Annotated in this window: 3 protein-coding genes and 1 pseudogene; all 4 read left to right on the forward strand. The window is 34.7% G+C overall.

The window, feature by feature from the left end; all coding sequences use genetic code 11:
- The coding region (locus ACXJIE_RS03450; protein ID WP_456479585.1) for a formate dehydrogenase accessory sulfurtransferase FdhD at positions 1–593 on the forward strand (593 nt) is incomplete at its 5' end.
- A gap of 112 nt (positions 594–705) precedes the next feature.
- The gene (locus ACXJIE_RS03455) at positions 706–1,431 is read left to right on the forward strand and encodes a winged helix-turn-helix domain-containing protein (RefSeq protein ID WP_456479586.1); all 726 of its coding nucleotides are present in this window, start codon (positions 706–708) and stop codon (positions 1,429–1,431) included.
- Positions 1,428–2,669 (forward strand): molybdopterin molybdotransferase MoeA, encoded by a 1,242-nt coding sequence (locus ACXJIE_RS03460; RefSeq protein WP_456479587.1) that lies wholly within the window; start codon positions 1,428–1,430, stop codon positions 2,667–2,669. Before ACXJIE_RS03455 ends, ACXJIE_RS03460 begins: the two co-directional genes overlap by 4 nt.
- Before the next feature lie 56 nt (positions 2,670–2,725).
- A pseudogene (locus ACXJIE_RS03465) lies at positions 2,726–2,945 on the forward strand (IS982-like element ISSude1 family transposase); the annotation flags it as partial.

Below are 2,945 nucleotides of genomic sequence, written 5' to 3' on the forward strand. Positions count from 1 at the left end.
AAGACATTGAAAACATAGAACTTAAAAACGACGGGCTTATAATTGACGTAACGGCAAAAGCCGACACAAAAAAAATAGAAAAACTCAATGAAGAAGCGATAATTGTAAGCGGATGCGGCAAAAGCATCACATCAAACCTAAACATAGACCCTTCACAAATTGAAGCCGAAAAAATCAAATCACAAAGAACAATCTCGCCTTTTGAAATTTCAAAACAGATGAGTAAATTTTACAATTCCTGCCCCCTTTACGAACAGACAGGCTGCGTACATACGGCAAGACTCTATTTTGATAAAAACACATATTTTGACGCGGAAGATATTGCCCAACATTCTACAGTGGATAAAGCAGCCGGAAAAGCAATCTTAGCGGGATTGAATCCGGCTGATGGTATAATGATGGTAAGCGGAAGGCTCAGCAGTGAAATGATTGTAAAAGCCGTAATGCACAAAATCCCTATTTTAATTTCAAGAACCGCCACAACGTGTCTTGGGGCGAAAATAGCAGATACGTTTAATCTCACGCTTGTAGGATTTGCAAGGGGGGATAAAATGAATGTTTATACGCATGACTGGAGAATCATTGAAAGTTAAAAGTTAAAAGTGAAAAATGAAAAATGAAAAATAAAAAGTGAAAAATCAAAAATTAAGAATAAGCAAACCCGAACATTTGAAAAGCAACAGGATAAAAAATCAAGGAGAAAAAATGGAAAAAGTAAAAGAGCTGATTGAAAAATACAAAAACGAAGAAAATAAACTCACCTGTGCAAAAGCTTACGTGGTTGCGAAAAAGGCTAGAGTTGAGCCTATTATCGTCGGAAAAACGGCGGATGAAATGGGTGTAAGAATTACCGATTGCGGGCTCGGGCAGTTTGGAAAACTTGATTTTACCGACAATTACGAAAAAGAGATAATTGACGAACTTCAGAAATTAGCAGATGAGAAAAACAGGGTATTTTGCAAAGACGCAAGAAAACTTGCCGAAAAATACAACCTCAAAAAAGTAAGAAGTGCCATTAAAGATAACGGATTTGATATAATATACTGCGAATTAGGCGTTTTCAGAGAAAAAAAACGCCCCCGCGCATATATTAAAACAAAAATATGGATAGAAGACAATAAAGGAAATCTGCTTTTTGGAAAAGGAAAAACGGAAATTTTAGAACTTATCGAAAAAGAAGGCTCAATCGCAAAAGCGGCTGAAAAAATGGGTTTAAACTACAAAAAAGCCTGGAATCATATTAAAATATTGCAGCAAAATCTTGAAGACGAACTTGTAATTTTAGAAAAAGGTGTAAAAGGCGGAACAAAACTGACCGAAAAAGCAAAAGAATATATAAAAGTATACAAACAGCTTGAAGAGGAAATTCAGGATTTTGCAAACAAACGCTTTAAAGAGCTTTATTTAAAAAAACTTAAAGGAAAAAAATGACCGTTTTAGATAACATATCATTTTCCGAAGCGCTTGAGCTATGCCTGAAAAACGCAAAACCAAAAGAAATCAGCGAAAATATTTACATAAATGAAGCAATAAACAGGGTTTTGGCAAAAGATATCATAGCAAGAAGAAACTCCCCAGTTTTCACCAATTCGGCAATGGATGGATTTGCCTTTAAACATTCACCAAATAAAAAACTAAAAGTAATAAAAACCATATACGCAGGTGAAAAATATGAAGATTTTGAAATAAAAGAGGATGAATGCGTCCGAATTATGACTGGTGCGAGGGTGCCTGAAAATCTAGATACGGTAATCCCGATTGAAAAATGCGAAGAAGTCACCGACGAATATATAATAATCCCTGAAATAAAAAAAGGCTCAAACGTCCGTCTTAAAGGAGAAGAAATAAAAAAAAGCGAAGTTTTGCTAAAAAAAGGCGAAACCGTAACTCCTGAAATCATAGCAATGCTCGTAAGCCAGGGAATCGTAAACATACCCATATATACGAAGCTCAAAATCGCAATACTTTCAACCGGAAACGAGCTGAAAGAACCTTGGGAAAATGCGGATGAAGAGGAAATATACAACGTAAACTCATACTCGATTCAAGCCCTTTTAAAAAAACATGGCTTTGAAAGCGACATAATTGGACTAATTCCCGATTCCCTTGAAAAAACAGTGGGATATATTAAAAACTTAAAAAACCGATACGACGTAATTATCACAAGCGGAGGGATAAGTTTCGGGGATGCGGACTTTTTATACGAAGCCTTTAAACAAAACGGATTAAAAGAATTTTTCCACGGCATTATGGTAAAACCGGGACGTCCTACAATGGCAGGAATTATGGAAAACACGTTTGTTTTTGCAATGCCCGGAAATCCTCTTAGCGCATATATAAATACGTTCGCACTGGCAATTCCCACATTAAGAAAACTCTCAGGAGCCGGTAATTATTATTTCCAAACGGTAATTGCCAAAAACAAAAGCGATTTTAAAGTAAATTCCAAAAAAGACCACACAATACTCGGATATTATGAAAACGGTGAATGGAAGGTATTTAACGGGTATAAATACGGCTCGGGAATGCTAACTCCTTTAATAAAAAGTAATTCTTTAATGCTTTTAAACAAAGGAAAAGAAACTGTAAAAAAAGGTGAAGTGTTAAAAATTATCACTTTCAATTCACAATTCAGTAAAAAAAACTTTATTTTTAACCCAAATTGCTAGTAGGGAAAGGATTAAAAATTGCATAGAGCTCCATAAAAAGCTTTGGGAGGTTTTTTATGGAGCAAAGAATTATAACAATTTTTTATTTAATTGACGAATATTTAAAGATTATGGGGATAAAAGACGATGTCAGGGCAAAAGTATCAAATAGTGAGATTCTTTTAGTAGGATATATTGCAGTGAGTGATTTTAACGGGAATTACTATAAAGCATATAACTATTGTAAAATGCTAAGGTTTGTAAAGATGCCTGAATATTCAAGATTTATCCGAAGAA

Source organism: Nautilia sp. (assembly GCF_053994455.1).

Bases quoted from the DNA above. Each gene is read 5' to 3' on its own strand.
- ACXJIE_RS03460 (WP_456479587.1), top strand. From the start codon at position 1,428: ATGACCGTTTTAGATAACATATCATTTTCCGAAGCGCTTGAGCTATGC.
- ACXJIE_RS03455 (WP_456479586.1), top strand. From the start codon at position 706: ATGGAAAAAGTAAAAGAGCTGATTGAAAAATACAAAAACGAAGAAAAT.